This window comes from Hydrogenophaga sp., from assembly GCF_011772445.1.
GTDB lineage: Bacteria > Pseudomonadota > Gammaproteobacteria > Burkholderiales > Burkholderiaceae_C > Hydrogenophaga.
The window spans coordinates 15,489-40,350 of sequence record NZ_WVZN01000022.1 but is presented as its reverse complement, the minus strand read 5'-3'; the positions used below and the strand labels follow the sequence as shown (position 1 = coordinate 40,350).

Annotated in this window: 23 protein-coding genes; 14 read left to right on the top strand and 9 right to left on the bottom strand. The window is 70.6% G+C overall.

What is annotated here, in order from left to right:
* Nucleotides 1–28: 28 nt before the first annotated feature.
* From nirB to GTO19_RS09575, 11 genes are all read left to right on the top strand, one after another.
* Nucleotides 29–2,497 carry a nitrite reductase large subunit NirB gene (gene nirB, locus GTO19_RS09625; protein ID WP_291021451.1) on the top strand — a complete coding sequence of 823 codons (2,469 nt, stop codon included), beginning with the start codon at nt 29–31 and terminating at the stop codon, nt 2,495–2,497.
* Nucleotides 2,494–2,886, top strand: a complete 393-nt coding sequence (gene nirD / locus GTO19_RS09620; RefSeq protein WP_291021450.1) for a nitrite reductase small subunit NirD — start codon at nt 2,494–2,496, stop codon at nt 2,884–2,886. Before nirB ends, nirD begins: the two co-directional genes overlap by 4 nt.
* Complete coding sequence (locus GTO19_RS09615; RefSeq protein ID WP_291021449.1) at nt 2,883–5,663, top strand: nitrate reductase; 2,781 nt, start codon at nt 2,883–2,885, stop codon at nt 5,661–5,663. The genes nirD and GTO19_RS09615 overlap by 4 nt, the downstream gene beginning before the upstream one ends.
* 78 nt (nt 5,664–5,741) lie before the next feature.
* Nucleotides 5,742–6,659 (top strand): DNA-binding protein YbiB, encoded by a 918-nt coding sequence (gene ybiB / locus GTO19_RS09610; protein WP_291021448.1) that lies wholly within the window; start codon nt 5,742–5,744, stop codon nt 6,657–6,659.
* Nucleotides 6,640–7,428 (top strand): uroporphyrinogen-III C-methyltransferase, encoded by a 789-nt coding sequence (gene cobA, locus GTO19_RS09605; RefSeq protein WP_291021447.1) that lies wholly within the window; start codon nt 6,640–6,642, stop codon nt 7,426–7,428. The genes ybiB and cobA overlap by 20 nt, the downstream gene beginning before the upstream one ends.
* A 101-nt stretch (nt 7,429–7,529) precedes the next feature.
* Nucleotides 7,530–8,213, top strand: coding sequence for a methyl-accepting chemotaxis protein (locus GTO19_RS09600; protein ID WP_291021446.1), 684 nt, complete (start codon nt 7,530–7,532; stop codon nt 8,211–8,213).
* A 37-nt stretch (nt 8,214–8,250) separates the two neighbouring features.
* Entirely contained in the window at nt 8,251–9,378 is a 1,128-nt protein-coding gene (locus GTO19_RS09595) for a sterol desaturase family protein (protein ID WP_291021445.1), read from the top strand.
* Between the two features lie 4 nt (nt 9,379–9,382).
* Complete coding sequence (locus tag GTO19_RS09590) at nt 9,383–10,591, top strand: NAD(P)/FAD-dependent oxidoreductase (RefSeq protein ID WP_291021444.1); 1,209 nt, start codon at nt 9,383–9,385, stop codon at nt 10,589–10,591.
* A gap of 170 nt (nt 10,592–10,761) precedes the next feature.
* Nucleotides 10,762–10,974, top strand: coding sequence for a 30S ribosomal protein S21 (rpsU, locus tag GTO19_RS09585; RefSeq protein ID WP_009520186.1), 213 nt, complete (start codon nt 10,762–10,764; stop codon nt 10,972–10,974).
* 116 nt (nt 10,975–11,090) lie between these two features.
* Entirely contained in the window at nt 11,091–11,537 is a 447-nt protein-coding gene (locus GTO19_RS09580; RefSeq protein ID WP_291021443.1) for a GatB/YqeY domain-containing protein, read from the top strand.
* 126 nt (nt 11,538–11,663) lie between these two features.
* On the top strand, nt 11,664–12,239 hold the full coding sequence (locus GTO19_RS09575; RefSeq protein ID WP_291021442.1) for a DUF4124 domain-containing protein: 576 nt from the start codon (nt 11,664–11,666) through the stop codon (nt 12,237–12,239).
* A gap of 34 nt (nt 12,240–12,273) precedes the next feature.
* On the opposite strand, the gene GTO19_RS09570 is transcribed toward GTO19_RS09575, so the two are convergent.
* The 3 genes from GTO19_RS09570 to pmbA form a co-directional block, all read right to left on the bottom strand.
* Complete coding sequence (locus tag GTO19_RS09570) at nt 12,274–13,953, bottom strand: ShlB/FhaC/HecB family hemolysin secretion/activation protein (protein ID WP_291021441.1); 1,680 nt, start codon at nt 13,951–13,953, stop codon at nt 12,274–12,276.
* A 274-nt stretch (nt 13,954–14,227) separates the two neighbouring features.
* Nucleotides 14,228–15,118, bottom strand: a complete 891-nt coding sequence (locus GTO19_RS09565) for a DMT family transporter (RefSeq protein WP_291021440.1) — start codon at nt 15,116–15,118, stop codon at nt 14,228–14,230.
* Nucleotides 15,119–15,166: 48 nt separating this feature from the next.
* Entirely contained in the window at nt 15,167–16,573 is a 1,407-nt protein-coding gene (gene pmbA / locus GTO19_RS09560; protein ID WP_291021439.1) for a metalloprotease PmbA, read from the bottom strand.
* Between the two features lie 335 nt (nt 16,574–16,908).
* Here pmbA and yjgA point away from each other — a divergent pair, with 335 nt between their 5' ends.
* From yjgA to GTO19_RS09545, 3 genes are read left to right on the top strand one after another with little or no spacing between them, the layout of a single operon-like run.
* Nucleotides 16,909–17,541, top strand: coding sequence for a ribosome biogenesis factor YjgA (gene yjgA, locus GTO19_RS09555; RefSeq protein ID WP_291021438.1), 633 nt, complete (start codon nt 16,909–16,911; stop codon nt 17,539–17,541).
* Entirely contained in the window at nt 17,538–18,140 is a 603-nt protein-coding gene (gene mog / locus GTO19_RS09550) for a molybdopterin adenylyltransferase (protein WP_291021437.1), read from the top strand. The genes yjgA and mog overlap by 4 nt, the downstream gene beginning before the upstream one ends.
* Before the next feature lie 22 nt (nt 18,141–18,162).
* On the top strand, nt 18,163–18,639 hold the full coding sequence (locus GTO19_RS09545; protein WP_291021436.1) for a peptidylprolyl isomerase: 477 nt from the start codon (nt 18,163–18,165) through the stop codon (nt 18,637–18,639).
* 27 nt (nt 18,640–18,666) lie between these two features.
* Here the strand turns inward: GTO19_RS09545 and GTO19_RS09540 are convergent, their stop codons facing one another.
* From GTO19_RS09540 to GTO19_RS09515, 6 genes are all read right to left on the bottom strand, one after another.
* Entirely contained in the window at nt 18,667–19,362 is a 696-nt protein-coding gene (locus GTO19_RS09540; protein ID WP_291021435.1) for an outer membrane beta-barrel protein, read from the bottom strand.
* A gap of 100 nt (nt 19,363–19,462) precedes the next feature.
* Complete coding sequence (locus GTO19_RS09535) at nt 19,463–20,344, bottom strand: Ku protein (protein ID WP_291021434.1); 882 nt, start codon at nt 20,342–20,344, stop codon at nt 19,463–19,465.
* On the bottom strand, nt 20,344–22,878 hold the full coding sequence (gene ligD / locus GTO19_RS09530; protein WP_291021433.1) for a DNA ligase D: 2,535 nt from the start codon (nt 22,876–22,878) through the stop codon (nt 20,344–20,346). Before ligD ends, GTO19_RS09535 begins: the two co-directional genes overlap by 1 nt.
* Nucleotides 22,878–23,159, bottom strand: coding sequence for a hypothetical protein (locus tag GTO19_RS09525; RefSeq protein WP_291021432.1), 282 nt, complete (start codon nt 23,157–23,159; stop codon nt 22,878–22,880). The genes ligD and GTO19_RS09525 overlap by 1 nt, the downstream gene beginning before the upstream one ends.
* Nucleotides 23,160–23,251: 92 nt before the next feature.
* Nucleotides 23,252–24,022, bottom strand: coding sequence for a serine O-acetyltransferase (gene cysE / locus GTO19_RS09520; protein WP_291021590.1), 771 nt, complete (start codon nt 24,020–24,022; stop codon nt 23,252–23,254).
* A 15-nt stretch (nt 24,023–24,037) separates the two neighbouring features.
* A complete protein-coding gene (locus GTO19_RS09515; RefSeq protein ID WP_291021431.1) occupies nt 24,038–24,772 on the bottom strand; it encodes an RNA methyltransferase in 735 nt (244 codons plus the stop codon).
* Between the last annotated feature and the right edge of the window lie 90 nt (nt 24,773–24,862).

Here is a 24,862-nt window from a genome sequence, read left to right as displayed (position 1 = left end):
CCCCGATACACGTCCTGGAGTTCCCACGATGAAAAAACCCAAACTGGTGATGGTCGGCAACGGCATGGCCGGGGTGCGCACGCTCGAGGAGCTGCTCAAGATCGCCCCCGAGCTCTACGACATCACCGTGTTCGGCGCCGAGCCGCACCCGAACTACAACCGCATCCTGCTCTCGCCGGTTCTGGCGGGCGAGCAGACGCTGGACGAGATCGTGCTGAACGACTGGGCCTGGTACCAGGACAACGGCATCACCCTGCACGCGGGCTGGCAGGTGAACCGCGTGGACCGCGTCAAGCGCGTGGTGCACGCCACCAACGCCGCGGGCGAGGCGGTCAGCGCGCCCTACGACCGGCTCATCATGGCCACCGGCTCCAACCCCTTCATCCTGCCGATCCCCGGCAAGGACCTGGACGGCGTGCTGGCCTACCGCGACATCGCCGACACGCAGGCCATGATCGACGCCGCCGCGAAGTACCAGCACGCGGTGGTCATCGGCGGCGGCCTGCTGGGCCTGGAAGCGGCCAACGGCCTGATGAAGCGCGGCATGGGCGTGAGCGTGGTGCACGTGGCGCCCTGGCTGATGGAGCGGCAACTGGACGACGTGGCCGGCAAGCTCCTGCAGCAGTCGCTGCAGTCGCGCGGCATGAAGTTCCTGATCGGCGCGCAGACGCAGGAGCTCGTCGGCGGGGAGGACGGCCGGGTGAAGGCGGTGCGCTTCAAGGACGGCAGCGAGGTCCCCGCGGACCTGGTGGTGATGGCGGTGGGCATCCGCCCCAACACCGCGCTCGCCGAATCGATGAAGCTGCACGTCAACCGCGGCATCGTGGTCAGCGACACGATGCAGACCGTCACCGACGCGCGCATCTACGCCGTGGGCGAGTGCGCGGCGCACCGCGGCATCGCCTACGGCCTGGTGGCGCCGCTGTTCGAACAGGGCAAGGTGCTGGCCACGCACCTGGCCGAGTTCGGCATCGGCCGCTACACCGGCTCGCTCACCTCCACCAAGCTCAAGGTCACCGGCATCGACCTGTTTTCGGCCGGCAACTTCATGGGCGGCGAAGGCACCGAGGAAATCGTGATGAGCGACCCCGGCGGCGGCGTCTACAAGAAGCTGGTCATCCAGAACGACAAGCTGGTGGGCGCCTGCCTGTACGGCGACACGGTGGACGGCAGCTGGTACTTCAAGCTGCTGCGCGAAGGCCGCAGCCTGGCCGACATCCGCGACAAGCTGATGTTCGGCGAATCCAACATCGGCGACGTGGGCCACGAAGGCCACAGCAAGGCCGCCACCATGCCCGACGACGCCGAGGTCTGCGGCTGCAACGGCGTCAACAAGGGCGCCATCTGCAAGGCCATCAAGGACAAGGGCCTGTTCACGCTGGAAGAGGTGCGCAAGCACACCAAGGCCAGCGCGAGCTGCGGCTCCTGCACCGGCCTGGTGGAGCAGATCCTGATGTTCACCGCCGGGGGCGACTACTCGGCCACACCCAAGCTCAAGGCCATCTGCGGCTGCACCGAGCACGGCCACCAGGCGGTGCGCGACGCCATCCGCGAACGCAAGTACCTCAGCACCGGCGCGGTGTTCTCCGGCATGGGCTGGCGCACGCCCAACGGCTGCGCCACCTGCCGTCCCGCGGTCAACTACTACCTCATCAGCACCTGGCCGAAAGAAGCGAAGGACGACCCGCAGAGCCGCTTCATCAACGAGCGCAGCCACGCCAACATCCAGAAAGACGGCACCTACAGCGTGATCCCGCGCATGTGGGGCGGCGAGACCACCGCGGCCGAGCTGCGCCGCATCGCCGACGTGGTGGACAAGTACCGGATCCCCACCGTCAAGGTCACCGGCGGGCAGCGCATCGACCTGCTGGGCGTGAAGAAGGAAGACCTGCAGGCCGTGTGGAGCGACCTGGCCATGCCCAGCGGCCACGCCTACGCCAAGGCCCTGCGCACGGTGAAGACCTGCGTGGGCAGCGAGTGGTGCCGCATGGGCACGCAGGACAGCACCCAGATGGGCAAGGACCTGGAGCGCGCCATGTGGCGCATGTACGCACCGCACAAGGTGAAGTTCGCGGTGAGCGGCTGCCCGCGCAACTGCGCCGAGGCCGGCATCAAGGACGTGGGCATCATCGGCGTGGACTCGGGCTGGGAGATGTACGTGGCCGGCAACGGCGGCATCAAGACCGAGGTGGCCGAGTTCCTGGTGAAGCTGAAAACGGCCGAGGAGGTGCTGGAGTACACCGGCGCCTTCATGCAGCTCTACCGCCTGGAGGGCTGGTACCTGGAACGCACCGTGCACTACGTGGGCCGCGTGGGCCTGGACTACGTGAAGAAGCGCATCCTGGACGACGCCGAGGGCCGCCAGGCGCTGTGGGCGCAGCTGCAGTTCGCGCTCGACGGCGAGCCCGACCCCTGGTTCGAACACGAGAAGGCCGCGGTGGACACGCGGCAGTTCATTCCCATCCAGCCCATGGCGGTGGAAGGGAGCGCGGCATGAGCCTGCTGAGCCAATGGACGGCCATCTGCCGCGTCGACGACATCCCCGTGCTGGGCTCGCGCACCGTGCGCCGCCCGGTGGGCATGGACGTGGCCATCTTCCGCAACGCCGAGGGCGGCGTGTTCGCCCTGCTGGACCGCTGCCCGCACAAGGGCGGGCCGCTGAGCCAGGGCATCGTCTTCGACAACCGCGTGGCTTGCCCGCTGCACAACTGGACCATCGGCCTGAACGACGGCTGCGCGCAGGCACCCGACGAGGGCTGCACGCCGCGCTTCGCGGTGCAGGTGGTGGACGGCGTGGTGCACCTGGACGCGCGCGAACTCGCCACGCACGCCACCGATCTCGTGCGGCCCGTCGCCGGCCCGCAAACGCGGCGCGTGCCCTCATGACCGACACCCGCTCCACCTGCCCCTACTGCGGCGTGGGCTGCGGGGTCATCATCGAAAGCGAGGGCGCGCGCATCACCGGCGTGCGCGGCGACCCGGACCACCCGGCCAACCTCGGGCGCCTGTGCAGCAAGGGCCAGACCCTGCACCTGACCGCCGCCGCGCCCGTGGCGCGCCAGACGCGCCTGCTGCATCCCATGGTGCGCCCCGCGCGCGGCGCCGCGCCGCTGCGCACCACCTGGGACGAAGCCCTGGATCTGGCCGCGCGCCGCTTCAACGGCGCCATCGCCACGCACGGCCCCGACGCCGTGGGCTTCTACATCAGCGGCCAGTTGCTCACCGAGGACTACTACGTCTTCAACAAGCTCGCCAAGGGCCTGATCGGCACCAACAACATCGACACCAACTCGCGCCTGTGCATGAGCAGCGCGGTGGCCGGCTACAAGCTCACCCTGGGCGCCGACGCACCGCCCGCCAGCTACGAGGACCTGAACCACGCCGACTGCCTGTTCATCGCCGGCAGCAACGCGGCCTGGGCGCACCCGGTGCTGTTCCGGCGCCTGGAGGACGCGCGGCGCGCCAACCCGGCCATGAAAGTGATCGTGGCCGACCCGCGCCGCACCGACACCGCCGAGGCCGCCGACCTGCACCTGCCGCTGCTGCCCGGCACCGACGTGATGCTCTTCCACGGCCTGCTGCACATCATGCTGTGGGAGGGCTGGACCGACGCCGCCTACATCGAGCGCCACACCAGCGGCTTCGACGCGCTCAAGGCGCTGGTGCGCGAGTGCACGCCTGCGCACGTGGCCCAGGTCTGCGGGCTGAAGAAGGACGAGCTGTTCACCGCCGCGCGCTGGTTCGCGCTCGGCGCGGGCAGCGACCCCGCGGCGCGCGGCGCCACGCTGAGCCTGTACTGCCAGGGCCTGAACCAGAGCAGCAGCGGCACCGCCAAGAACGCCAGCCTGATCAACCTGCACCTGGCCACGGGGCAGATCGGCAAGCCGGGCGCGGGCCCCTTCAGCCTGACGGGCCAGCCCAACGCCATGGGCGGGCGCGAGGTCGGCGGCCTGGCCAACCTGCTCTCGGCCCACCGCGACATGGCCAACCCCGCGCACCGCGCCGAGGTGGCCGCGCTGTGGGGCGTGCCGGATGTGCCCGCGACACCCGGCCTCACGGCGGTGGAGCTGTTCGAGGCCGCCGCCGACGGCGCCGTGAAGGCGCTGTGGATCGCCTGCACCAACCCGGCGCAGTCCATGCCCGACCAGCGCACCGTGCGCCGCGCCCTGCAGCGCGCCGAGTTCGTGGTGGTGCAGGAGGCTTTTGCCACGCCCGCCACCTGCGACTTCGCCGACCTGCTGTTGCCCGCCACCACCTGGGGCGAGAAGGAAGGCACCGTGACGAACAGCGAGCGCCGCATCAGCCGGGTGCGCGCGGCCGTGCCGCCACCCGGCGAGGCGCGGCACGACTGGCGCATCGTGGTCGACTTCGCGCGGCGGCTGCGCCCCGGCACGCCACTGTTCCCCTACGACACCCCCGAGTCCATCTGGCTCGAGCACCGCGAGTCCACGCGCGGGCGCGACCTCGACATCACCGGCCTGAGCTACGCCACGCTGGAGCGACAAGGCCCGCAGCAGTGGCCGCTGCGCGAAGGCGACACCGTCGGCAGGAACCGCCTCTACGAGGACGGCGTCTTCCCCACCGCCGACGGCAAGGCCCGCTTCGCCGCCCTGCCTTACCAGCCGCTCGCCGAACCGCGCGAATCGCGCTACCCCTTCTCCCTCACCACCGGCCGCCTGCGCGACCAGTGGCATGGCATGAGCCGCACCGGCACCCTGGGCCGCCTGTTCGGCCACGTGGCCGAGCCGGCCGTGCAGCTCCATGCCCGCGACATGGAGCGCCTGGCCCTGAACGACGGCGACCTGGTGCACGTCACCAGCAAGCGCGGCAGCATCGTGCTGCCCGCGCAGGCCAGCGAGCAGATCGGGCCTTCGCAGGCCTTCATCGCCATGCACTGGGGGCCCGAGTACCTGGGCGGCCAGAGCAGCAGCGGCGAGCCCCTGGCCGGCGTGAACGCGATCACCACCTCGGCCTTCTGCCCCTCATCGAAGCAGCCCGAGCTCAAGCACGCGGCGGTGAAGGTGCTCAAGGCGGAGCTGCCCTGGACCCTGCTGGCCCTGGCCTGGCTGCCCGACGACGGCGCCCTGTCCACGCAGGCCGCACTGCGCGCGCTGATGGCCGAGTTCCCCTTCGCCACTTGCGTGCCCTTCGGGCGCGAGCGCACCGGCGTGCTGTTCCGCGCCGCCGCGCACGATCCGCCCGAGCCGGCCCTGCTCGACCGCCTGGAGGCCCTGCTGGGCCTGGACGCCCCCGACACCCAGCGCTACGCCGACCGGCGCCTGGGCCAGCGGCGCTGCGCCCGACTGTCGCGCGACCCCGACACCGGCACCCGCCTGCAGGCCTTCCTGCTCGCCGGCGACGCGCGCGCCGAGGCCTGGCTCAAGCCCCTGCTGCAGGACGAGGCGCCCGCCGAGGCCTACGCGCGCCGCCTGCTCATGCCCGGCGCCAGCGCCCCGGTGGAGCAGGCGCCGCGCGGCCAGCAGGTCTGCACCTGCCTCAACGTCAGCGACAGCGCGATCCGCGCCTGTCTGGCGCGCGCCGACGGCAGCGACGAGGAACGCCTGGCGCAGTTGCAGACCCAACTGCGCTGCGGCACCCAGTGCGGCTCCTGCGTGCCCGAGCTGCGCCGGCTGGTGCGCGAGCGCGACACCGCGCCGGCCTGAGCGAATCGCCGCCTTCATATAACGACAAGTCATCAAGCCTGCCGGACAATCCCGCGATTCAGCCTCCCCTCCACGCACATGGGCATCAGCCACTACATCAAGGACATCGGCCGCGGCAAGGACGGCGCGCGCGCCCTGTCGCGCGAGCAGGCCGCCGACCTGATGGGCCAGGTCCTCGATGGCGCGGTGAGCGACCTGGAGCTGGGCGGCTTCTGCCTGGCCATGCGCATCAAGGGCGAAACGCCCGAGGAGATGGCCGGCTTCCTGGACGCCACGCACGCGCGCCTGAACCGCGTGCCCGGCAACGGCAAGCCCGTCGTCGTGCTGCCCAGCTACAACGGTGCGCGCAAGCTGCCACTGCTCACGCCGCTGCTGGCGCTGCACCTGGCGCGCCGGGGCGCGGCGGTGCTGGTGCACGGCACGGCCACGGAGGACAAACGGGTCGCGGCCGAGGCGGTGTTCGCGGCGCTGGGTGTCGCGCCGGCCGCGCGCGTGGCGGCCATCGCGCCCGGTGAGTGCGCCTTCGTCCCCACCGAGGTGCTGCTGCCCGGCCTCAAGCGCCTGCTCGACGTGCGCCGCGCCGTGGGCCTGCGCAACCCGGGCCACAGCCTGGTCAAGCTCATGAACCCGGTGGACGGACCCGCGCTCATCGTGGGCAGCTACACCCACCCCGAATACGCCCTCAGCATGGCCGCCACCTTCGCCCTCATCGGCGCGCACGCCCTGCTGCTGCGCGGCACCGAAGGCGAGCCCGTGGCCGACGCGCGCCGCCAGCCGCGCATCGAGGCCTTTCGCGACGGCCAGCGCATCGAGCGCATTTCCGCGCAGGACGGGCCGCTGGCGCAACTGCCCGATCTGCCCGCCATCGACGCCGCGTCCACGGCCCGCTACACCCGCGCCGTGCTCGACGGCCACGCCCCCCTGCCGGCGCCCCTCGCGCGCCAGGCCGACTGCATCCTTGCCGAGGTGAACGCCCATGAAACCGTCAACGCCTGACTTCCTGCCCGGCACCGTCACCCTCGTGGGCGCCGGCCCGGGCGACCCGGAACTGCTCACCCTGAAGGCCGTGCGCGCCATTGGCGCGGCCACCGTGCTGCTGGTGGACGACCTCGTCAACGAAGCCGTGCTCGACCATGCGCGGCCCGGGGCGCGCATCGTGCACGTGGGCAAGCGCGGCGGCTGCAAAAGCACGCCGCAGGCCTTCATCGACCGGCTGCTGGTGATGGCCGCCCGCGAGGGCGAGGTGGTGGTGCGCGTGAAGGGCGGCGACCCCTTCATCTTCGGCCGCGGCGGCGAGGAAGTGGAGCACCTGCGCGCCGAGGGCATCGCCGTGCAGGTGGTCAACGGCATCACCTCGGGCCTGGCGGGCCTCACCGCACTGGGCGTGCCGCTCACGCACCGCGACCACGCGCACGGCGTGGTGTTCATCACCGGCCACGCCAAGCCCGGAGACGCCGGCACCGACTGGCCCGCCCTGGCCGCCACCGCGCGCAACGCGAAACTCACCCTGGTCATCTACATGGGCGTGAGCGGCGCGACGCAGATCGAGCAGGGCCTGCTGGCCGGCCTGCCGGCCGACACGCCGCTGGCGGTGATCCAGCACGCCACCCTGCCCCATCAGCGCCACACCGTCAGCACCCTGGGCGACCTGCGCGGCTGCATCGAACGCGAGGGGCTGGGCAGCCCCTCGGTGATCGTGGTGGGCGACGTGCTGCGCGGGCTGCGATCGCTGGGCGCGGCAGAGCCGGCCATCCGCGCAGCCTGACGCGCGGTCTGACGCGCGGGCGGCGTGTCTGTTGACACGCGCTGCTCCACTTTTTTCAGCACCGGGCCTCGCGGTGGCGCGGCGATTGCTTGGTGTGGGCCATGACATCGCTTGCCGCCCCAGCCCTGGGCGCGCGCCCCGACACGGTGCCCGCCCACATTGCCGGCCTTTCCCTGGTCAACCTGGCCGCGCGCCAGCGCATGCTGTCGCAGCGACTGATCCTGCAGACCGTATTGGCCGCCCAGGGCGACGCCGAGCGCCTGCAGGCCGCGCGGCGCAGCCTGCAGATGTTCAGCGAAAGCCAGAAGCACCTGCTGGCCACCGTGGGGCACCTGGAGCCCGCGGGCGCCCGCAAGATCGACGAGACCTACCATGGTGCGCGCGGCGTGGGTCCGGTGGTGCAGTCCTTCCTGCAACTCATGCACCACGCGCTGGACCAGATCGAATCCGGCAGCCCCCGCGCCCCCACCACGCTGGCCGAACTGGTGGCCCACACCGACCGCGTGCTGGACGCCCTGAACACCGCCACCACCGCCTTCGACGAAGTCGCCAAGGCCCGCGCCGACGCCATGATGAAAGAGCTCACCGGCATCGTCGGCGACATCCAGAGCGTGGCCAAGGAAGCCAAGGTGGTGAGCTTCAACGCCCAGGTGATGGCCGCGCGCGCCGGCCAGCACGGGCGCGAGTTCGCCGTGGTGGCCAACGTGCTGTCCGACATCAGCACCGAGATCGATGAGCTGACGCGAAAAGCGGCGGTGCTGGCGGAGCGCAACGCGCGCCAGTGAACCCCTACACTGCGGCCCCTGATCAGGAGGCGGCCGCATGCTCGACAAACTCAACACCCTCGCCGAAAGCCACGGCGCCCTGCGCCCCGGCCGAGGCCTCGTGAGCGGCGTCATCGCCCTGGTGCTGGCCGTGTTGTGCTTCCTGGGCGTGCTGGCCTTCCACTTCCCCGAGTACCTCACCACCCCCGAGCTGCGCCGCCAGTACGACGTGGCGCTGATGCGCCAGATCCTGTTCTGGTCACTGGTGCTGGCGGGCGCGCTCAGCCTGGCCAATCTGGTGTTCCGGCGCGCGCCCTGGCTGGCGGGCGCGGCGTTCGCGCTGGTGCTGCTGAGCGCCCTGCTGGGCGGACACGCGGTGGAGGTGGACCCGAACTTTCCCGACGACACGCCCTACATCGGCCTGGACTGGTTCATCCTCGACCTGCTCGGCTCGGCGCTGATCTTCATCTTCATCGAGAAGCTCTTCAAGCTGCGCAAGGACCAGCCGGTGTTCCGGCCCGAGTGGCAGACCGACTTCCACCACTTCATCGTCAACCACATGCTGGTGGGCTTCATGCTGCTGGCCACCAACCTGCTGGTGCACCGCCTGTTCGGCTGGGTGCCTGTGGACGGCGTGCGCGGCTGGATCGCCGGCCTGCCCTTCTGGGCCGGCCTGCCGCTGTGCATCCTGGTGGCCGACCTGGCGCAGTACTGGACGCACCGCGCGTACCACGAGGTGCCCCTGCTGTGGCGCCTGCACGCGGTGCACCACAGCACCAAGCACATGGACTGGATGGCCGGCTCGCGCCAGCACATCCTGGAAACGCTGATCACCCGCACCCTGGTGCTGGGGCCGATCTTCCTGCTGGGCTTTTCCAAGGAAGTGATCGACGCCTACATCATCGTGGTCGGCTTCCAGGCCGTCTTCAACCACGCCAACGTGAGCGTGCGCCTGGGCCCGCTGCGCTACCTCATCGTCACGCCCAACTTCCACCACTGGCACCACAGCCAGGACCAGGAGGCCCTGGACCGCAACTACGCCGCGCACTACGCCTTCCTGGACCACGTCTTCGGCACCGCCGTGAACAGCCCGAAGCGGTGGCCCGAGCGCTACGGCGTGCTGGGCGACTACGTGCCCAAGGGCTTCCTGCGGCAATTGGCCTTTCCGTTCACCTGGAAGGGCTGAGGCCTTGAGCGAGACCGCCTGGGACGCCATCGTCGTCGGCGCCGGCGCCGCCGGCCTGTTCTGCGCCGGCATCGCCGGCCAGCGCGGGCGGCGCGTGCTGCTCATCGACCACAGCCCCAAGGTGGCCGAGAAGATCCGCATCTCCGGCGGCGGGCGCGCCAACTTCACCAACCGCGACCTCGATCCCCGCGCGCCGCAGAAGCATTTCGTGGGCGAGAACCCGAACTTCTGCCGCTCGGCGCTGTCGCGCTACACGCCCGCCGACTTCATCGCCCTGGTGCAGCGCCACGGCATCGCCTGGCATGAGAAGCACAAGGGCCAGCTCTTCTGCGACCGCTCCGCCGACGACCTGATCCAGATGCTGCTGCGCGAGTGCGAGGCCGGCGGCGTGACCCGCTGGCAACCCTGCGCCGTACACGCCGTGCGCCAGGACGGTGACGGCCACTACGCCCTGGACACCGACCGCGGCCCCGTGCGCGCGCCGAAGCTGGTGGTGGCCACCGGCGGCCTGCCCATCCCGCAGATCGGCGCCAGCGACTTCGGCCTGCGCCTGGCCGCGCAGTTCGGCCTGGGTGTGGTGGAGCCTCGCCCCGCCCTGGTCCCCCTCACGTTCGACGGCGCCGCCTGGACACCCTACGCCGGCCTGGCCGGGCTGGCGCTGCCGGTGCGCATCGACACCGGCGGCAAGAAGGAGCGCATGGCCTTCGACGAGGACCTGCTGTTCACCCACCGCGGCCTGTCCGGCCCGGCGGTGCTGCAGATCTCCAGCTACTGGCAGCCCGGCGCCCCGATCCGCGTGGACCTGGCGCCCGGCACCGACCTGGGCCAGGCCCTGGGCGAGGCCAAGCGCCGATCGCGCAAGCTGCTGGCCAACGAACTCGCCCAGTGGGTGCCCGCCCGCCTGGCCGACGCCTGGGCCGCCCAGGACGGGGACTGGCAGCGCCCCGTGATGGAAACCGCCGACCGCGCCCTGGCCCGGCTGGCCGAGCGGCTGCAGCGCTGGGAGCTCGTGCCCACCGGCACGGAAGGCTGGCGCAAGGCCGAGGTCATGCGCGGTGGGGTGGACACGCGGGTGCTGTCCCAGCAGACCCTGGAATCGCGCCAGGCCGGGCTGTACTTCATCGGGGAGGTGGTGGACGTGACGGGCTGGCTGGGCGGTTACAACTTCCAGTGGGCCTGGGCGTCTGCCCATGCCTGCGCGCAGGCGCTGTGACCGGCGGGCTGGCCGGTAGCCAAGGCGGCGGAAATGTCTATAATCGCGGGCTTTGCTGGCAAATTCCCGTCGGCCAATACTAGTTTTAGACGGGACACTTCGCAGCCAAGAAGGCCGGGCCTGATCTTCCCCGCCATCCTCTGGCCGCACATTCAGGAATCGATCGATACATGACCACCATCCGTGTCAAGGACAACGAGCCGTTCGACGTGGCTCTGCGTCGCTTCAAGCGCACCATTGAAAAACTCGGCCTGCTGACCGACCTCCGCGCCCGCGAGTTCTACGAGAAGCCCACCGCCGAGCGCAAGCGCAAGAAAGCCGCCGCAGTCAAGCGCCACTTCAAGCGCGTTCGCTCCATGCAGCTGCCCAAGAAGCTGTACTGAACGCCGCCGGCGTGTCCGGCCGAAAAGCCCGCTCCAGGACGCTAGAGCGGGCTTTTTCATTTGTTCCTCCCCTTTCCTACTGCTGCCTGCACGGGCGGCGCCATCGGAGTCACACCATGAGCCTCAAAGCCCGCATCACCGACGACATGAAAGCCGCCATGCGCGCCAAGGAAACCGAGCGCCTGGCCACCATCCGGCTGCTCACCGCCGCGATCAAGCAGAAGGAAGTGGACGAGCGCATCGAACTCGACGACGCCGCCGTGGTGGGCGTGATCGACAAGATGGTCAAGCAGCGCAAGGACTCCATCGCCGCCTTCGAGCAGGGCAACCGCCCGGACCTGGCGGCCAAGGAAGCCGCCGAACTGGTGGTGCTGCAGGCTTACCTGCCCGAGCGCCTGTCACCCGAAGCGGTGGCCGCGGAGGTGAAGGCCATCGTGGCCGAGCTGGGCGCCAAGGGGCCTGGCGACATGGGCAAGGTGATGGGCGCGGCGAAGACGCGCCTGGCGGGCAAGGCCGACATGGGGCAGGTGTCGGCGGCGGTGAAGGCGGCGTTGGCGGGCTGATACAAGTCGTTTCAAAAACGCTTGCCGCTGCTACCATACCGCCGACCATACCGGGAGGGGGTAGCAATGCGCCGTTGGCGACACCGCGCGAGAGGAATTTGGCTGGCCGGATGGGCCGGCGTGTGGATGGGACTTCTGGCCACGCCGGCTGCGGCCCAGACGACGACGTACCGGTGCGTGACGGCCGACGGCAAGCGCTTTACTTCCAGTACGCCGTGTTCACAGGCGCGGCGGCCACAGACGCCGATCTACTACGGCCCCAGCCAGCCGCCACCCGTTCGCGCCTTGCCGCCGGCGCGGCTGGAACGCGCACCGGAAGAGCTGACCTACATGAGCCCCGAATGCGCCACTATGCGCGAGGGCATCCGCACCGCGCCGGCACGCGGCGTCGACAGCCGAACGCAATCGGAGTTGCGTCGCAACTTCCAGGAGTTGTGCACGGAAGACCAGTCGCGGGCGCGACGCGCACTCATGGAAGACAAGCAGCTTGAGCAGCGTGAGCGGCAACAGGAAAGGCAACAGGTCATGGAGCGCAGGACGCTGGCCAAAGCGGACCAAGACAAACTGATGGCGCAATGCGCCGAAATGCGTGGCGCGATTCGTCAGCGCCGGGCGCGCACCGGCATGAGCGAGGGCGATCTGCGCGACCTGCAGCTGTTCGAACAGCGCTACGAGACTCGCTGCGTGAACGCCCAGCGTTGACCACGGGCAACCGCCCCGTCCAGCCGGCCCGACGTCAGAAGCTCGCACTCAACTGAAAGCCGGCGGTGGTCTTGGCGGTGCGAAAGCCCTCGGGCTTGTGCAGTGGAGCGCCCAGGAACACGTCGTACTGGACAGGGCCCCAGCCGCCGCGCAGCCCCAGCACCGCACCGGCCAGGCGCTGGCCCACGAGCCACTGCGCGCTGGGGCCACCCACGCGGCCCTGGTCCACACCCAGGTAAAGCTGCTGGCCGCTGTCGCCCAGCAGCAGGCTCAGCTCGTTGCGCCAGAGCCAGCCGCGCTCGCCGATCAGGCTGCTCTCGCCATCGAAGCCGCGCACGCTGTAGCGCCCACCGATGGCGAAGCGCTCGTGCGGTGCGAGCGGTGTGCGCTCGCGCTGACCGCGCCACTGGCTGCTGAACTGCCATTGCGCTCCCCCCAGCTCGAAGGGCTGAAACCACGTGGCATCGAGGCTCAGCAATTCGTAGCGCGCGGTCCCTTCGCCAAAGGCCTCCTCGGGCGCGGGCAGCGAGCCGAACGCCCCGGTGCCACGCTTGAACGCCGCGCGCCCATCGAGTTGGCCCCGGTCCAGCTGAAGGCGGTGCTCGATTCCGGCCTCCCAGCCACCTGTGGCGCGGCGCTGCACCTCCATCTCGGTGTCATCGATGAAGTGGCGCGACTGGTTCGCGAAGGCCTTCAGCCGCAGGGTGGTCTTGCTGAACCCGTCGCGGTGCACCAGTCGCGAGAGGGAGACGTCCTGCTGCCCACCGTTGCCGCTGTAACGGTAGTCCTGGGTCAGGCCGGCCACGCTCTGGAAGTAGCTGTGGCGGCTCGCGTTGAAGCCCAGCCCCCAGTGGCCCAGGGGCAGCGAGTAGTGCAGGCTGGCGTTGCGCGTGCCGCGCGGACCCGGGTCGCCGCCGCCCAGGTCGCGACCCTGGGTGTAGTAGAAAAGATCGTTGAGCGTCCACCAGTGGTCCACGCTGAGCGTGGCGCTGGCCTGGTAGCGACCGGTGGTTTTGGCACCGCTGTCGTCCAGCAAGAGGTGCAGGCGCAGCGGGAAGGCCTGGCGCCATTGGATGAGCAGCTCGCTCTCGGTGGGCGAGGCGCCGGGCGCGATGCGGAAGTCGGCCTCGACCGTGGGCACGCGGCGCAGGTTCTCCATGGCCTGCTCGATGTCGCGCACGTTGAGGATGTCGCCCACGCGGGCCGGCACGGCGTTGATCTGCGTGGCGCGTGGCGAGGTGCCCTCGACGAAACGGATCGCGCCGATGCGCCCCGGCAGCACCGTGAGCGAGAGCGTGCCGCCGGACAGGTCCTGCGACTCAAGCACCACCCGCGAGGTGACGAAACCCTTCGCCATCAGGTGCCGCTGCGCGCGCGACGCCGCCACCGACACGCCCTCGTGCCCCAGGCAGCGGCCAAGGGCGGCGTCTTCCCCTTGCGTGAGCGCGTCCGTCAACCAGCGGAAGCACTCGGCGGCCTCACCGCGCAGCGCCACACGCCGAACGGGAACACACGGCGTCTCCTGCGCGGGCCAGTCCCGCACGGGGGGCAGTGCTGCGTTGCCACCGCCCGCGGGGTCCGTGCCGCGCTGCAAGGCCTCACGCTGCTGGCGCTCACGCTCGTCGGCGCGGCGCTGCTCGATCTGGTCGCGCGCGGCGGCGTCGCTGGGGGATTGGGCGTGAAGCGGGTGGCCGATCAGGCTGGCGGCCGTCATGGCGGACCACGACACCCAACGGGCGGCCCTGGCCGGCCCGGGTCGTTGATGAATGTGCACCTTGTTGTGACGGGCTCCTTGAACCCGACCGTGTCGAGGCGGTCAGGCGGTGCCGCTCCCTGTGAACCGTTGGCGGCCAGGGCCCCATGCCCCGGCGAACGCGGCGCATTACAACCGCTGCACAACTGTTCAAGCGATGGGGGTATGCGGCCACCCCCTGCAGGCATTTGCAGGGGCGCGGGCTCCCGTGGCGCGCGACCCGGCCGAAGGCACCTCAGCCGAGGATGAGCGCCGTTCCCACCACCGCCAGCGCCGCGCCGGCCCAGGCGCCCCACGCGGGCCGGCGCCGGTACACCAGCCACAGCAGCGGCAGCACCACGATAGGCGTGACGGACGACAGGATCGCCACCAGCCCCGCCTGCCCGTGCTTCATGGCCTGCAAGATCAGCGTCATGCCCAGGGCCATCGCAATGGCCGCGCTGCCGAAGACCTGCGCCGCCTCGCGCCAGCGCATGGGCTCGCGCGCCCGCGCCAGGCCCCAGCCGCTGGCCCACAGCAGCGCGTGCGCCGCGAAGGCGGTGCTCATGCGCATGGCCGATCCGGCCACGGCGTCGATGCCGCTGCTCATGAGCGGCTTGAGCATCAGCGTGGCCACCGACTGGCACAGCGCGGCCACCAGGCCCAGCGCCACCCCCACCCACAGGCGGCCACGCGTCTGCTCCCAGGCGTGGGATTCGTCCCCACGCCGCCCGCGCAGGATGGCCAGCATCACGCCCGCCACCAGCAGGCCGCTGCCCACCAGCGCCCAGCCCAGCAGCGTCTCGCGCAGGAACAGCCAGGCGAACACCGCCGAGAACACCGCGTGGGTCGCGAACAGCACGCCACTGCGCCGCGGCCCCAGCCGGTTCATGCAGGCGAACAGCGCGGTGTCACCGATGAAGATGCCGATGACGCCCGAGAGAGCGAGCAGCCCGAAGGCCGAGGCATCCAGACCGCGCCAGCCGCCACTGGCCAGCGCAATGGCCCACAGCAGCAGCGCCGCGAAGAACATGCGCCAGCGGCTGAAGGCGATGGCGCCCAGGCGCTGCGCGGCAGGTGCGGAGAACAGCGCTGCAACGGCCCAGCAGGCAGCCGCGACCAGGGCCAGGGCTTCGGGGCGAAGCATGTTCGGCGTGGTGTGAGGGTGGCGAACGCAGCAGCGCCCGCCGGGGGATCAGCTCCCCGCCACCTTCATGCGGTTCACCAGCACCGAGCCCACGGTTTTGGCGCCGTAGTTGTACGCGTCCGCACCCACGGCCTCGATGCCCATGAGCATGTCGCGCAGGTTGCCGGCGATGGTGATTTCCTGCACCGGGTAGGCGATGACGCCGTTTTCGACCCAGTAACCCGAGGCGCCGCGCGAGTAGTCGCCCGTGACGGGGTTGACGCCCTGCCCCATGAGCTCGGTGACGAACAGGCCGCGGCCCAGCTTCTTCAGCATGGCGTCGAGGTCGTCGTCCGGCTGCGTGCGCCGGCTGGTGAGGGTGAGGTTGTGCGAGCCGCCCGCGTTGCCCGTGGTGCGCATGCCCAGTTTGCGCGCCGAGTAGGTGGACAGGAAATAGCCCTGCACCACGCCGCCGTCGACCACACGCCGCGCGCGCGTCTGCACGCCTTCGTCGTCGAAGGGCGAGCTGCCCTTGCCGCCGCGCACGAAGGGGTCTTCGTCGATGTCCAGGTGCGCGGCCATGGCGGGCTTGCCCAGGCTGTCGGCCAGGAAGCTGGTCTTGCGGTAGAGCGCGCCGCCGCTGGTGGCCTGCACGTAGGCGCCCAGCAGGCCGGCGGCCAGGGGCGACTCGAACAGCACCGGGCATTCGGTGGTGGCGATCTTGCGCGCGCGCAGGCGCGAGAGCGCGCGCTCGGCGGCGTAGCGGCCCACCACCTGGGGCGAGGCGAGGTCCTGCGGCGCGCGCATGGAGCTGTACCAGTAGTCGCGCTGCATGTTGGCGCCCTTGCCGGCGATGGGCGCCACCGACAGGCTGTGGCGCGAGCTGGCATAGCCACCACTGAAGATGCCGGGGCCGCCGCGCTGGCCGCCACGCAGGTGCTCACTGAAGAAGTGCGACTGTTGCGCCGAGACGCTGGCGCCTTCGCTGTTGGTGATCTGCGGGCTGGTGGCGAAGCTGGCGGCCTCGCAGGCCAGGGCCAGTTCGGCCGCCTGTTCGGAGGTGATGGCCCAGGGATGGAACAGATCCAGGTCGCGCAGGCGGTCGGCCTCGGTGGCCACGTCCTGCGCGTCGGGCAGGCCGGCCACGGGGTCTTCGGCGGTGAAACGCGCGATGTCGTAGGCCGCCTGTACCGTCTGGCGCACGGCGGCAGCGGAGAAGTCGGAGGTGCTGGCGTTGCCGCGGCGCTGCCCCAGGTACACGGTGACGCCGAGCGATTTGTCGCGGTTGCGTTCGACGTTCTCGAGTTCGCCCTTGCGCACCGAGACGCTCAGGCCCGCGCCCTCGGACACCTCGGCCGCCGCGTCGGCCGCGCCGAGCGATTTCGCGTGCGTGAGCGCCAGGTCGACCAGTTCCTCGAACTGGTGGCGGCTGTACTGGAATCCGGGCAAGGGGGTGTTCGAGGCGGTCTTGGACATGGCGGCCGCTATGATACGGGCCCCCTTTGCACGGCGCCCGCCCAGGGCGTGTCAACACCACTTTTTCAAGATGCGTTGCGGATCCAAAAGACCATGCGCAAGGCGCGAAACGCAGACGGGCCGGTGGCCCGGCGAGGCTTCGCAACGCGGCGCATGGCCTTTTGGGCCGCAACCCGAAGGGAACGGGGTGAAAACAGCGCCACTCGTCGTTGCCCTCCTAGGCCAGGCGTCCAGCCTGGCCGTCGTCGTGCGCCTAGATTGGCGGTGTTTTCATCCCGTTCGCACTTGAAAAAGTGGCGTTGACACGCCCTAGCGCACAAGCCCCAACATTCCCCATGTCGCGCAAACCCACCCGAGGCTATTTCGTTCGCGGTCACTTCGTGGCCGAGGGCAGCGAGCTGGACCAGGAACTCAAGCGCGACGCCAAGGGCGGCGAGCTGAGCAAGACCGACCTGAAAAAGCTCAGCGAGCGCCTGCAGAACCTGGGCGAGCAACTGCTCACCCTGCCCGCCGGGCCCTTCGATCGCCTGGGTCTCGACGACCGCCTGGTCGACTCGCTGGCCGAGGCGCGGCGCATCACCAACTTCGAGGGCCGGCGCCGGCAGATGCAGTACATCGGCAAGCTCATGCGCAAGCTGCCCGAAGAGACCATCGCCGCCATCGAGACCGCCATCGACGAACAGCACCGGCCCTCGGCCGAGGCTACCCTGCAACTGCACCAGGCCGAGCAGTGGCGCGACCGCCTGATCGCCGACGACGAGGCCCTTACCGCCTGGCTCGCGCTCGACGCCGAGGCCGATGTGCAGCAGTTGCGCACCCTCATCCGCCAGGCGCGCAAGGACGCGCAGGCCGTGAAGGAGCGCCCCGGCGAGGCCCAGCGCCACGGCAAGGCCTACCGCGAGATCTTTCAACACGTCAAAGCCGCGCTGGCGCGTGGCGACGGCGACGAACCCGGTGAACCCGCATGAGCGACTCCCCTGCCGCGCACGACCCGGTGCGCATCGGCATCGTCTCCATCAGCGACCGCGCGAGCAGCGGCGTCTACCAGGACCAGGGCCTGCCCGCGCTGCAGGAGTGGCTGACGCGCGCGCTGAAGAACCCCATCACGTTCGAAGCCCGGCTCATCCCCGACGAGCAGGACCGCATCAGCGCCACGCTGATCGAGCTGGTGGACATGGGCTGCGCGCTGGTGCTCACCACCGGCGGCACGGGGCCAGCCAAACGCGACGTGACGCCCGAGGCCACGCTGGCCGTGGCGCACAAGGAAATGCCCGGCTTCGGCGAGCAGATGCGCCAGGTGAGCCTGGCCTTCGTGCCCACGGCCATCCTCTCGCGGCAGGTGGCGGTGGTGCGCGACGAGACGCTGATCATCAACCTGCCCGGCCAGCCCAAGGCCATCGCCGAGACGCTGGAAGGGGCGAAGAACGCCGACGGCTCGGTGCGCGTGAACGGCATCTTCGCGGCCGTGCCCTATTGCGTCGATCTGATCGGCGGCCCGTACATCGAGACGCACGAAACCGTCATCAAAGCCTGGCGTCCGAAGAACGCGGTGCGCCCCGCCCGCTGAAGCCACACCCGAGGAAACCGCCATGAAGATCGAAAAAGACACCGTCGTCACCCTCACCGCACGCATCCAGAACGCCCAGGGCAAGGTGCTGGAGGACGGCAAGACCGCGCGCGCCTACCTGCACGGCGGCTATGGCAACACGCTGCACGGCATCGAGGTGGCGCTGGAGGGCCAGGAAAAGGGCTTCGGCACCACCATCACGCTGCAACCCTCGCTGGCCTTCGGCGAGCGCGACGAGTCGCTCGTCACCACCATCCCCAAGACGCAGTTTCCGCCCGGCATCAAGGTCGGCGGCCAACTGGAGGGCAGCGACGAGCAGGGCCGCCGCCACCTCTTCACCGTGATGAAGATCAAGGGCGACACCGTGCACCTCGATGGCAACCACCCGCTGGCGGGCGAGGACCTCACCATCACCCTGAAGGTGCTGGACGTGCGCGCGGCCTCGCCGGAAGAGGTGCAGCACGGCCACGCGCACGGCGCGCACGGTCATCACCACTGAGTGCGACCGCGCGGTGCCGCCGGCAGATCAGAACCGGTGCACGTAGCCCAGGCTGGTGGTGGTGATGTTGCGCGTGCCCACGCCTTCGAAGTTCAGGTCGAAGCGGTTCCACTCCAGCACGATGGACGAGCGCGGCGTGATCTCGAATCCCAGACCGACCCCGTAGGAACCCTCCCAGCCGCTGTCCTTGCCGGCCGTGAGACCGGAGGCGGGCAGCACCTCCGAATCGGTGCGGCCGTAGATCGTGCCGAACTTGCCGTAAAGGCTCAGCCGCCCCATCGGCAGGCGCCCGACCAGGCTGAGGTTCAGGCCATGCGCCTTCACGCGCCCGCCGCCCCGGTCGGCCCGGCCGAAGTCCAGCAGGCCAATCTCCGCGCCGATGTATTCGTTGAACATGCCGCCGGTGTAGAGGTGAAAGGCGTTGTTGCTGTCGTCGCAGGCGAAGCCGCCGCCGCCGCAGGGCGCGTCCCAATCCGTGGTGCCGGCGTTGAAGCCGATGTAGCCGTGGCTGGAGTACGGAATCAGCGAGTAGTTGCCCTCGGACCAACCGTACATGCCGCGCCGGGCGGGGTAAGCGTTGCCCGGCGTGGGCGAGGTGTTCGCCCCGGGGGTCTGCGCGGGACCGGTGGTGCTGCCGCCGGTCTGGGCGCTGGCGGCGCCTCCCAGGGCCAGCGCCAGCACCGCCATCGGCCAGGTCCTGTGGATGCGTGGGAATCGGGTCATGGTCTTGCTCCTCGTGAGGTGAATGGGAACGCTGCGCCCAGACGGGGAACAGCGTGCGGCAAGGGGCAATCGCCGTACCCGCAGCGATCGACGCGGACGTTCAGGCGCGGCGGCGCGCGCTGGACTTGGCCGGGGCTCGCCGCGCGGGCGCACGCTTGCCGCTCCCCTCGCCGGCGCCCGCCTTGCGCTGCGACAGACTGCGCGCCAGCAGTTCGGTCAGGTCCACCACATTGCTCGGCGTTTCGGCGCGTGAGGCTTCTTCGACGGGTGTCACCGTCTCCACCTCGCCGGCCTCACGCTTGCGCTGCACCAGGGCCTGCACGGCGTCCACGAAACGGTCCTCGTAGGCCTCTGGCTTCCAGGGCGCGGTCATGTCGGCGATGAGCTGCGTGGCCATCTTGATCTCCGCCGCCTTCAGGCCCAGGGCGGTGCGGCCGGCCGGCGGCAGTTTCAGTTCGTCCATTGGGCGGATCTCGCTGGCCCAGCGGATGGTGTTGAGCATCAGCGCCGGGCCCAGGGGCACCAGCACGGCCAGGTGCTCCTTGGTGTGCATCACCACGCGCGAGATGCCGATGACGCCCGCCTCCAGCATGGCCTCGCGCAGCAGGGCATACACCTTGCCGCCCTTGCCGATGGGCTCCAGGTAGTAGGGCTTCTCCAGCAGCGGGAAGGCGATCTCGGCGGCCCGCACGAAGGCCTCGATCTCGATGGTCTGCGTGGACTCGGGGTAGGCGGCCTTGATCTGCTCGTCGCTGACGATGACGTACTCGCCGTCGTCCTGCTTCACGCCCTTGACGATGTCGGCGCTCTTGATGGGCTTGCCCGTGCGCTTGTTGATGCGCTGGTAGCCCACCGGGTCCATGCTGCGCTTGTCGAGCCAGTCGAAGTCGATGCCCGTCTCCTGCGCGGCAGGAAACAGCGCCACGGGCACGTGCACCAGGCCGAAGCTGATGGCGCCTTTCCAGACGATGCGGGAGGCCATTACGTGTTCTCCGGTGAGTAGCCCAATCGCTTCATGGCGGCGGTGAGCGTGCGCGCGCGCCGCGCGTAGTCGGCCCAGGGTTCGTTGCCCGTGGCCAGGCGCTCGCGCAGGTTGCGCACGGTCCAGTGGTCGCCGCCCTTGAGCGTGTCGAGCTCGCTCCAGTCCACCGGCACCGACACGCCCATGCCCGGGCGCGCGCGCGCCGACCAGGCGCTCACCGTGGTGGCGCCGCGCCCATTGCGCAGGTAGTCCACAAACACCTTGCCCACGCGGTTCTTCGGCCCGCTCTTGGCAACGAAGCGGTCCGGCAGGGTGCGCGCCATGTGCTGGACCACGGCCTTCGAGAAGGCTTTCACCGTGTCCCAGCCGTGCTGCGGACGCAGCGGCACCACCACGTGCAAGCCCTTGCCGCCGCTGGTCTTCAGGTAGCCGATGAGCCCCAGTTCGTCGAGCATGGCGCGCATGAGCTGCGCCGCTTCCTGCACGCGGGGCCAGGCCACGCCCTCGCCGGGGTCGAGGTCGAACACCAGGCGGTTGGGCTGCTCGAAGCGGCGGTGCGAGGCGTTCTGCGTGTGCACCTCCACCACGTTCCACTGCGCGGCCGACAGCAGGCCGCCCGCGCTGGTCACCGCGATCCACGGCGCATGGCCAGGTGAGAGCGCGGGGTCGAGCTGCGCGATGCCGGGCAGCTCGGCCTCCAGGTGTTTCTGGAAGAAGCGCTGGCCCGCGATGCCGGCGGGCGCACGCAGCAGGGCCACGGGCCGCTCGCGCAGGTGCACCATCATCAGTTCGCCCACGGCCTCGTAGTGGCGCACCAGGTCGAGCTTGGTCAACCCGCTGCGGCGGTCGATCACGCGCTGGGGGTTCGTCACGCGCAAGCGTCGGGCGCCGGCCGTGGGCGGCTGGGCGGGCACCACGGGCTCGGTGGGCTCCGGCACGGGCGCGGGCGGGTCGGTGGGTTTGGGGATTTCTCGCGTCACGTCACGGGCCTCCTTGTCTTCGCGCAGGCCGACGAACACGCCCTGGCGGATGTTGCCGCCGTGCGTCCAGGCCGCGAAGGCGACTTCGGCCACCAGGCGCGGCTCCACCCAGTGCGGCCGGGTCGGGGGCCTGGTGGTGTCGGCGAACGCCGGGGTGGCGCGCTCCAGGGCCTTGAGCTGGCGGTGCAGGCGGGCCAGGGTGCGCGCATCGAAGCCGCTGCCCACGTTGCCCACGTGCCGCAGGGCGCCCTTGCCGTCGTACACGCCGAGCATGAGCGAGCCGAAGCCGGCGCGCGTGCCCTGCCCTTCGGTGAAGCCGCCGATCACGAACTCCTGGCGCAGGCCGCACTTGATCTTGAGCCAGTCGTCGCTGCGGCGGCTGCGGTAAGGCGCGTCTCGGCGCTTGGCGATCACGCCTTCCAGGCCCAGCCGGCAAGCCGAGGCCAGCACGTCGCGGCCAGGCACCTCCAGGGCGGCGCTCAGGCGCACGCTGTCGGGCGGCGCCGGCCCCAGCAGGCGCTCCAGCACGGCCCGGCGCTCCTGCAGGGGCGCGGCGCGCAGGTCAAGGCCGCCCGCGTGCGGCACGTCGAACAGGTAGAGCACCAGCTCGCCGGGTCGGGCACGCTCCAGCGTCTGCTGCAGCACGCCGAAGTCGGGCAGGCCGCGGTCGTTGAAGGCCACGAGCTCGCCGTCGTACCAGCCGGGCGGCAGCTTCATGCCGGCCAGGTCGCGGCACAGGGGCCTGAGGCGGTGCGTCCAGTCCAGCCCGCTGCGCGTGATGAGGCGCACGCCACGGCCGTCGATGCGCGCCAGCAGGCGGTAGCCATCGAACTTGAGTTCGTACAGCCATTCGCCGTCATCGGGCGGCAGTGCCTCGACGCGCGTGGCCAGTTGGGGCGAGAGCGTGTCTGGCAGGTCGGCGGCCACGGCGGCGGCAGGCCAGCCGGCCGGCGCCGGCAGGCCCAGGGCGGACACGCTGTCGGGGCCGGCTTCCAGCACGTCGAACTCATCCGCCGGGCGCGCGAAGTCGTCGCGTTCCTTGATGAGCAGCCACGCGGGCTTTTTCTCGTCGCCACCCTTCATGCGGACCAGGGCCCAGCCGCCGCGCAGCTTGTGGCCGCTCAGATCGAACTTCAGGTTCCCGGCGCGCAGGCCCTTGCGCGGGTCGCCGCGCGGACGCCAGTGGCCCTTGTCCCACACGATGACCTCGCCCGCGCCGTACTGCCTGGGCGGGATGGTGCCTTCAAACGATGCGTAGGCCACGGGATGGTCCTCCACCTCGACCGCCATGCGCTTGTCGGCCGGGTCCAGGCTGGGGCCCTTGGGCACGGCCCAGCTTTTCATCACACCGCCCAATTCGAGGCGGAAGTCGTAGTGCAGGCGGCGGGCGTGGTGTTTCTGCACGACGAAGCCCAGGCCCTCGCCGGTGTCGGCCAGGGCCGCTCCCGGCTCGGGCGTGACGGAGAAGTCGCGCTTGGCCTGGTAGCGCCGCAGGGCTCCCCGGGCGCCCGCAGAGGCGCCTTTTGCTCCCTTCGCGCCCGCAGAGGCGCCCATTACTGCGTGGGCGACGTGCCCGACCCGCCGGGCGTGGGCGGCGTGGCTGGCGGCGTGTTGGGCTGCGGCGTCATGGGCTCCGGTGTGACACCGGGAGCGCCCGGCGAAGGCTGCATGCCCGGCGGCACGCGGTTGCGTTCGTCTTCCGGCCGCGGGGTGGCGGCGGGATCGGTGGTGATGGGCGGCGTGGGTGGCGCGCTGCGGTCACAGGCGCTCAGCGCGGCGGCGGCCACGAGCGCGAACAGTACGCCCGCGCTGGCAGAGGATCGGGGGGATCGCATGGAATACCTCCTTGAAGCGGCCCGACAGGGTCCTGGACCGCTTGCCCGGCAATTCCGGTGCCCGCTGGCTGGCTGCCCGTGGGCAGCAGGCCTCACTTGCCGACCAGCTGGTTGAGCTTGTCCGCCTCGAAGTGCTCCACGCGCTGCGCCTCCGTGGGCACGCAGTCGCGCTCACGGGCGTTGGCCAGCTTCTCGATCGCCTGCCACAGCAGCGCGATCTGGTGCTCCTGGCTGGCGGTGCTGTCGATCAGGCCGCGCATGGCCTGCGACAGCGGGTCGTCCTCCTGCGTGATGCCGTAGGCCGAGAACTTCGGCGCGCCCTCGGTCACGTCCGCGCTCTCGCCCTTCTTGCTGGGGATGATGCGCGCCGGAATGCCCACCGCCGTGGCGCCGGCCGGCACGGGCTTGATCACCACGGCGTTGCTGCCGATCTTGGCGCCATCGCCGACCTCGAAGCCGCCCAGCACCTTGGCGCCGGCACTCACCACCACGTCGCGACCCAGCGTGGGGTGGCGCTTGGTGCCCTTGTAGAGCGAGGTGCCGCCCAGGGTGACGCCCTGGTAAATGGTGCAGCCGTCGCCGATGACGGCGGTCTCGCCCACCACCGTGCCCATGGCGTGGTCGAAGAACACACGCTCGCCGATCACGGCGCCCGGGTGGATCTCGATGCCCGTGAAGAAGCGGCCGAGGTGCGAGATGAAGCGGCCCAGCCACTTGAAGCCGTGGTTCCAGCACCAATGCGCGGCCCGGTGCAACACCACCGCGTGCAGGCCGGGGTAGCAGGTCAGCACCTCGAAGGTGCTGCGCGCGGCCGGGTCGCGCTCGAGGATGCACTGGATGTCGGAGCGGAGGCGGGGAAACAGCATGGGGCGGCCAGTCTAGCGTTTCGCGCGCTCGGCGGTCTGCAGCATGGCGCGGGCGACACCGCGAAGAATGTGGACTTCCTCATCGCTCGGTTGCGCGCGATTGAAGAGTTGGTGCAGGCGCGGCATGAGCTTCTTCGGCGCGGCGGGGTCGAGGAAATCCACCGCCACCAGGGCCTGCTGCAGGTGCTCGAGCATGCCGGCCACGGCCGCCGCGTCAGCCGCGGGGCGCGCGCTCACGGGTGAAGCCACCGCGAAGCCGCCCAGGGCCTGGCGCCAGTCGTAGGCCACCAGTTGCACCGCCGCCGCCAGGTTGAGCGAGCCGTAGCCCGGTGCGGTGGGAATGGACAGGGCCACGTGGCAGCGGTACACGTCCTCGTTGGCCATGCCGAATCGCTCGCTGCCGAACAGGAAGGCCACGCCCTGCGGCGGCGCGGGCTCGGCCATCAATGCGGCGAAGTGCTCGCGCGGCGCGCGCGTGGGCGGGCCGAAGTCGCGCGGCGTCATGGCGGTGGCGCACAGGTGCGTGATGCCGTCCAGGGCCTCGTCCAGTGTGTCCACCACGCGGGTGCTGGCCAGCACGTCGTTGGCGCCGCTGGCGCGCTGGATGGTTTCCTCCTTGCGCAGGACATTGGGCCAGCGCGGGCGCACGAGCACCAGTTCCTCGAAGCCCATGACCTTCAGCGCGCGCGCGGCGCCGCCCACGTTGCCGGCGTGGCTGGTTTCGATGAGGATGAAGCGGGTTTTCATGGGAAAAGCGGCTTGACGGGCGGCCTAGTAAAATCGCCCGCCATTGTCGCCGCCCGCATCGCCGGGCCCGGCCCGCCCCCCCCCCCCCGC